At 67.6% G+C, this 6,424-nt stretch carries 7 protein-coding genes; 3 read left to right on the top strand and 4 right to left on the bottom strand.

Features of this window, described 5'->3' with window-relative positions; all coding sequences use genetic code 11:
* The first annotated feature begins 22 nt into the window (after positions 1-22).
* The 3 genes from lpxC (at position 23) to recN (ending at position 3,606) form a co-directional block, all read left to right on the top strand.
* Complete coding sequence (lpxC, locus tag PMES_RS11665; RefSeq protein WP_159965860.1) at positions 23-955, top strand: UDP-3-O-acyl-N-acetylglucosamine deacetylase; 933 nt, start codon at positions 23-25, stop codon at positions 953-955.
* 120 nt (positions 956-1,075) lie between these two features.
* Positions 1,076-1,924: an outer membrane protein assembly factor BamD gene (locus PMES_RS11670; protein ID WP_159965861.1), complete on the top strand. Its 849-nt coding sequence runs from the start codon at positions 1,076-1,078 to the stop codon at positions 1,922-1,924.
* 32 nt (positions 1,925-1,956) lie between these two features.
* On the top strand, positions 1,957-3,606 hold the full coding sequence (recN, locus tag PMES_RS11675) for a DNA repair protein RecN (RefSeq protein ID WP_159965862.1): 1,650 nt from the start codon (positions 1,957-1,959) through the stop codon (positions 3,604-3,606).
* 174 nt (positions 3,607-3,780) lie between these two features.
* On the opposite strand, the gene PMES_RS11680 is transcribed toward recN, so the two are convergent.
* The 4 genes from PMES_RS11680 to PMES_RS16725 all read right to left on the bottom strand — a co-directional run.
* Positions 3,781-4,992 (bottom strand): DUF3618 domain-containing protein, encoded by a 1,212-nt coding sequence (locus tag PMES_RS11680; protein WP_159965863.1) that lies wholly within the window; start codon positions 4,990-4,992, stop codon positions 3,781-3,783.
* On the bottom strand, positions 4,982-5,380 hold the full coding sequence (locus PMES_RS11685) for a phage holin family protein (protein WP_159965864.1): 399 nt from the start codon (positions 5,378-5,380) through the stop codon (positions 4,982-4,984). The genes PMES_RS11680 and PMES_RS11685 overlap by 11 nt, the downstream gene beginning before the upstream one ends.
* Positions 5,380-6,072, bottom strand: coding sequence for a hypothetical protein (locus PMES_RS16605; RefSeq protein ID WP_201288993.1), 693 nt, complete (start codon positions 6,070-6,072; stop codon positions 5,380-5,382). Before PMES_RS16605 ends, PMES_RS11685 begins: the two co-directional genes overlap by 1 nt.
* Positions 6,073-6,200: 128 nt before the next feature.
* Positions 6,201-6,424, bottom strand: a 224-nt coding sequence (locus PMES_RS16725; RefSeq protein ID WP_236549786.1) for a hypothetical protein, incomplete at its 5' end; no start/stop codon positions are given.

Here is a 6,424-nt window from a genome sequence, read left to right on the forward strand (position 1 = left end):
CGCCGCCCTGCGAGGTCCTGAAATGCAAACGACGCTGAATACGACCGTTTCCTTCGATGGCATCGGCTTGCACTCGGGCAAGGCCGCGCGCCTTACCCTCGTTCCCGCGCCGGCCGAGCAGGGCATCCGGTTCCTGCGCCGTGACGTGACGGACCGCGACCCGCGCATCCTTGCGCGCTGGGACCGCGTGCAGCAGGGCGAACTCTGCACCCGCATCTCCAACGACGACGGCGTTCATGTCAGCACGATCGAGCATGTCATGGCCGCGATCTCGGGCTGTGGCATCCACAACCTGACGGTCGAACTCGACGGACCCGAGGTGCCGATCCTCGACGGATCCTCCGCGCCCTTCGTGGAGGCGATCCTGCGCGCGGGCCTGCGCCGCCTGGGAGCGCCCGTCCGGGCCCTGCGCGTGCTGGAGACGGTGGAGGTGCGCAACGGTGCCGCCTTCGCGCGGCTGGAGCCTGCCGACGCGCTCGAGATCGACTTCTCGATCGCCTTCGACGATGCCGCGATCGGCCGCCAGAACCGTGTGATCAGCCTGCGCCGCGACGCCTTCGCTGCCGAACTGGCCGACAGCCGGACCTTCTGCCGGAAGGCCGACGTGGACGCGATGCGCGCCCGTGGCCTCGCGCTTGGCGGCAGCCTCGAGAACGCGGTCGTGGTCGATGGCGCGCAGGTGCTGTCTCCCGGCGGGCTGCGTCATGCCGACGAGGCGGTGCGTCACAAGATGCTCGACGCGATCGGCGATCTGGCACTGGCCGGTGCGCCGCTTCTGGCGCGCTACACCGGCAACCGGGCGGGGCACGCGATGACCAATGCCCTGCTGCGCACCCTCTTCGCACAGCCCGGCGCCTGCCGTCTCGTGGTGGCCGATACCGCCCTGTCGCAGCGTCTTCCCGGCGGCGCCGAGCCGGCGGTGCGCCCGCAGGAGCGGCAACTGGTGCCTGCGTGACATGACCGCAGGCCGGCGGCCGTTTTCCCGCCGCTTAGGCGTTTTGCCCTCGATTCATCTGTGTTAAGTCTGCGCCCGACAAGACCGGCCGGACCGGTTCGGCCAGGTATGGAGCATGTCATGACGGTTCTGTCGCGAGCTTGGGGAAGAAGGTTGGCCTTCGCGGCTGTCCTGCCACTGGTTCTGGCCGGATGTTCGGGCGGATTCGCCAGCCGTGACGTCCCGCTGGACAGCTTCTCGGCCGAGGAGCTGTTCCTGCGCGGCGAGTTCGAGATCGAGAGCCGCAACCCCGAGGAGGCGGCGCGTGTCTTCGGTGAGGTCGAACGGCTCTACCCCTATTCCGAATGGGCCCGCCGCGCTGTCATCATGCAGGCTTTCGCCTATCACCGCGACGAGGATTACGAGAATTCGCGCGCCAGTGCGCAGCGCTATCTCGACTTCTATTCCGGGGAGGAAGACGCGGCCTATGCGCAATACCTGCTCGCCCTGAGCTTTTATGACCAGATCGACGATGTCGGCCGCGACCAGGGCCTGACATTCCAGGCCCTCCAGGCGCTGCGTGCCGTGATCGAGACCTATCCCGACAGCGAATATGCCCGCTCGGCCATCCTCAAGTTCGACCTGGCCTACGACCACCTGGCGGGCAAGGAGATGGAGATCGGGCGCTATTATCTCAAGCGCGATCATTATACGGCCGCCATCAATCGTTTCCGCGTCGTGGTCGAACAGTTCCAAACGACGACGCATACGCCCGAGGCCCTCCTGCGCCTGGTCGAAAGTTATCTCGCCCTTGGCCTGACCGACGAGGCGCGGACCGCGGGCGCCATCCTCGGGCATAATTTCCGCGCCACCCCGTGGTATCAGGACGCCTATGCACTGCTGACCGGACGCGGACTGACGCTGGAGCCTGCCGGCGAGGGCTGGCTTTCCTCCGTCTACAGGCAGGTCATTCGCGGGGAATGGATCTGACCGCGCTGACACCCATCGGAGTGGCTTGATCCATGCTGCGCGGTCTCGACATACGCGACATGCTTCTCATCGACCGGCTCGAGCTGGAATTTCAGCCGGGGCTGAACGTGCTGACCGGAGAGACGGGCGCGGGCAAGTCGATCCTTCTCGATTCGCTCGGCTTCGTGCTGGGATGGCGGGGCCGGGCCGAGCTTGTACGCGCGGGTGCCCGGCAGGGGGAGGTCACGGCGTGGTTCGACCTGCCGCATGGCCATCCGGCCCGCGCGGTCCTCGAAGATGCGGGGATCGCGGGGGGCGACGAGCTGATCCTGCGCCGGGTGAACACCGCCGAGGGGCGCAAGACGGCCTATGTCAACGACCGTCGGACCAGCGGCGACGTGCTGCGCCGGCTCAGCGAGACCCTTGTCGAGCTGCACGGGCAGCATGACGACCGCGGGCTTCTCGATCCCAAGGGGCATCAGCGCCTGCTCGACGAGTATGCCGGGGCGGGTGATGCGCTCGCGCGCTGCCGGGGCGCATGGCGGGCACGCAGCAGCACGCGCAGGGCCCTTGCCGACGCGCGCCGCGTGCTCGATGCGATCCGCGAGGAGGAGGAGTTCCTGCGCCACTCCGTGAGCGAGCTGGACCGCCTGGCGCCGCGCGCCGGTGAGGATGCGGAGCTCGATCTGCGCCGGCGCATGATGCAGGGCGCCGAGCGCGTGCGCGGCGATATCCTGCGCGCCCATGCCGCTCTTTCCTCCGATGGTGCCGAATCGCTGCTGAACGACGCGCTGCGCTGGCTCGAAGGCGCGGCCGAGGGCGCGGAGGGAAGCCTCGATGCCCCGATCGCCGCCCTTGCGCGCGCGCTCAATGAGTTGGCCGATGCCGAACAGGGCGTCGCTGCCAGTCTCGATGTCCTGTCCTACGATCCGCGTGAGCTCGAGGAGACCGAGGAACGGCTCTTCGCGATCCGGGGTCTCGCGCGCAAATACGACGTTCTGCCCGACGTCCTTGCCGAGCATGCCGAAATGCTCCGCGGCAGGCTCGCCGCACTCGATGCCGGGCAGGAGGATCTCGATACGCTGGAGCGGGATCTGCGCGCGGCCGAGGCGGAATACGCGGCCGCTGCCGGCGGGTTGAGAGCGCTGCGCCAAGAGGCGGCCCTGCGCCTCGACAACGCGATGCGCGCCGAGTTGGCACCGTTGAAGATGGAGCGCGCCGTCTTCGAGACACGCATTACCGATGGCGAGCCCGGCCCCGACGGCTTCGACGCGGTTGCCTTCACCGTGGCCACCAATCCCGGGGCGCCCTCCGGGCCGCTGGCCAAGATCGCGTCCGGGGGGGAGCTGTCGCGGTTTCTCCTCGCGCTGAAGGTCTGCCTGACACAGAACGCCTCGGGTCTCACCCTGATCTTCGACGAGATCGATCGCGGCGTGGGCGGCGCGACGGCCGATGCAGTCGGGCGGCGGCTGGCGGCCCTTGCCGGAGATGCGCAGGTGCTCGTCGTGACCCATTCCCCGCAGGTCGCGGCGCTCGGACAGCATCACTGGCGGGTGGAGAAGACCGTTGTGGACGAGATCACGACATCGAACGTGGTGCCGCTCGGGCCAGATGAACGGATCGACGAAATCGCGCGCATGCTGGCCGGCGATGTCGTCACGCGCGAGGCGCGCGGCGCCGCTAGGGCCCTGCTGGACGGCTGACAGGGCAGGGGCTGACGGGGCAGGGGCCGATTGGCTGCGATAGCCCATTGCATGCACCGTGGTGGGGTCGAGCCCGCGTCAATGCCATTTCCAAAATGCGAAAAAGGCGCGCCGCTGTTGCGGCACGCCTTCGATGGGCCCCGGCCTTGCGACCGGGGCGAGCCCTAGACGGGATCAGGTCCGGGGATTGCCCAGATCTTCTTCCTTCGCTTTGGTCTCTGCGGCGCCGGCGACATTGCGGCTCTTCTCGCGCAGCGAGTCGGCAGCGCTATCGGCAGCGGTCTTGCCTTCGGGCGCGTTCGAGTCGAGCTCGTCCTTCAGATCGCGCGCGGCCTTCTTCGCCTCGCTGGCAGCGGAGCTTGCCACCTTTTCGATCTTGGAGCGCTCCTCGGCATAGACCCGCTCGGCCTCGTGATAGAGGTCGTCGGAGTAATGGCCGAAATACTCGTCCTCGGTCCGGGTCCGGGGCAGTGCACCCGCGATCGCCGCGCCGACGGCGACGGCCAGCGCACCCACGACGAGCGGATGCTCCTCATAGACATCGGCGGCCTTGTCCGCACCGCGCGACATGGCGTCGGCGGCCTGCTCGCGGGCATGGATCGCCTGCTCGCGGGCCGCGATCACACGGCGGCGGGCCTCTTCGCTCATCTGCTCGGTGCCGTGCGAAATGCGCGAACGCAGATCGGCGGCGTGAACCCGCGTGGCCTCGGCACGAGCGGAGACGCCCGACCGTGCGCTGGCCCAGCGGCGCGAGATGCCGTCACCGGCACGGTGCGCGCGCGAGCTGATCCCGTCGCGCATGCCGCTTGCGGTGTCGCGTACCGAACTGCCGGCGCCATGCATCGCGTCGGAGGCACTTTCGCCCCAGCCACGGCCATGGGTCTCGGAGCCGTGCTGCGCGGGGGAGCTGCTGTAGCGGCTGGCAGGCGTCGGCATCGTGCTGCCGGCCGTGGTCCCGGCATAGACGGTTTCGGTGTCGCCGCTTGCCTTGCTGCCACGCTCGAGGTGACGCGGCTCGGTCCAGTTCGGGCCGGAGCCGGCGGGAACCGGATCACGCGGATCGCCGCGGCCCATCGCGGCATGGCGCGATCCCTCGGGGAAACGGTCATCGTCCCAGCGGCTGCGGGCGCGACCGGGGCCGTCGCCGAAGATCATCCAGGCAAGACCGATCCCGGTCAGGCCGAGGGCGATCGGGTTGTCACGGACCGACCGTGCGACGGAGCGGGAGATCTCGCCGCCATGCTCACGGAACTGGTCGGTGACCTGACGCATGATCGCGTCGGCGGAGAAGGATTCCTGGATGTCGGACAGGGTTTCCTTGAGTTCGGCGCGCTCGGTCTCGATCTCGCGCTCGATCTCGGCTGCGGAGCGGTTGTCAGTGGCCATTAGTGCTCTCCTTGACGGCTTCAGCATCACGCTGAACGTTCTTTACGGTACGCGTGGGGGCGAGGCTCGAAAGCTTCAGGTCCTTGGTGCCTTTCGAAATCATCACCGCGGCGATGATGGCAAAGATGACACCGACCAGAAGCGCGGCCCAGCCGGCATCCATGATCTCGCCAAGGGCGGCGACCAGGGCCGCGGCAAGCACGTTCAGGGCAACAAGGGCGATGATGGCCCCGGCGACCAGCAGGCCGACAGCCATGCCGGCACGGTTGACGTTCTCGCCAATCTCGGCCCGCGCCAGGTCGACTTCCTTGCGCACGAGCGCGCTGACATGGGTCAGGGCATCGCTCACCAGGTTGACGGGGGAGGTTTTCTGTTCACGGGTTTCCATCAGAACGTCTCCTTTTTCGGCATTCCGGTGGCGCCGGTCAGGTCCGAACGGTCGGACGTGACGCCCGGGGTCGTGGACGTGGTCGAGGTCGTCGGCGCGGCGCCGGCGGGATAGGTCGGGCGCGGCGTGGACGGCGTGGTGGTGCCGGAGGACAGATCGCTCGTGCCGTAGGGCGTGCTGCTCGATCCCGCGGGACGGCCATAGCCGCTCGTGGCGTAGTTGGAACCCGTTCCGCCCATGGTGTCGGAGGCATAGCCGCCGGTCGGACGCGATGAGGATGCCTTGGCAAAGCGCGTGGCGGCAAAGCCGGCCAGCGCCGCGCCGCCGAGGAAGATCATCGGGTTGCGGCGTGCGAAATTCGACAGGTCGCGGGCCATTTCGCCAAGGTCGCGGTCACGCAGGGCGTCGGACGCGTCGGCGAGGCTTTCGGCGATCTGGCCGAACGTGCGCTCCTGCGGGGAGCCTTCGCGCATCTCGCCGGATGCCTTGCGCAGAGCGGACGCGATCCCGGAGATCTCGTCGGCAACGCCGCTCTTGGCATTCTCGGCGCGGGTTTCGGCTTCGCCGCGAACGGTGCGGGCGGCATCGCTGGCAACGCTGCGCGCGGCATCGGCGGTGTCACGAGCGGCCGTCTTGAAATCTTGGCCGGCTTCGGTCGCCGGGTCGGGTCTGTTGGTGGTCTGATCAGACATTGGTCAGCTCCTTCTTCTGGATGTCAGGCGACGAAATTGAGGATGGCCAGAACGATTACGATCAGGCCGATCAAGTAGATGATGCTGTGCATGTGTATTTCCCTTTGCCATAGAGAGCTTGGCTCGGCTCATTGATCTACGAACTGACGAGCGCGAAGAATGTTCCAATTTGCGCAAACTGCGGCCAGGGACAAATGCACGGCGGCCGCGCCATTGGCGGATGACATGGAAACAATGGGATCGGTAGGAATGCGTGCCGTCACTCCGGACGTAAGCGTTTCCTGGCCCGCACCTTCCCAATTCTCACCTGACCTGAGATTTCGCACCTGACGGAGATTAGGGCAGGAGTTTC

The sequence above is a fragment of the Profundibacterium mesophilum KAUST100406-0324 genome (assembly GCF_009835145.1).
Classification (GTDB): Bacteria; Pseudomonadota; Alphaproteobacteria; order Rhodobacterales; family Rhodobacteraceae; genus Profundibacterium; species Profundibacterium mesophilum.

Coding starts and splice junctions, on each gene's coding strand:
- lpxC (WP_159965860.1), top strand. CDS start 23: ATGCAAACGACGCTGAATACGACCGTTTCCTTCGATGGCATCGGCTTG.
- PMES_RS11670 (WP_159965861.1), top strand. CDS start 1,076: ATGACGGTTCTGTCGCGAGCTTGGGGAAGAAGGTTGGCCTTCGCGGCT.
- PMES_RS11680 (WP_159965863.1), bottom strand. CDS start 4,992: ATGGCCACTGACAACCGCTCCGCAGCCGAGATCGAGCGCGAGATCGAG.
- recN (WP_159965862.1), top strand. CDS start 1,957: ATGCTGCGCGGTCTCGACATACGCGACATGCTTCTCATCGACCGGCTC.
- PMES_RS16605 (WP_201288993.1), bottom strand. CDS start 6,072: ATGTCTGATCAGACCACCAACAGACCCGACCCGGCGACCGAAGCCGGC.
- PMES_RS11685 (WP_159965864.1), bottom strand. CDS start 5,380: ATGGAAACCCGTGAACAGAAAACCTCCCCCGTCAACCTGGTGAGCGAT.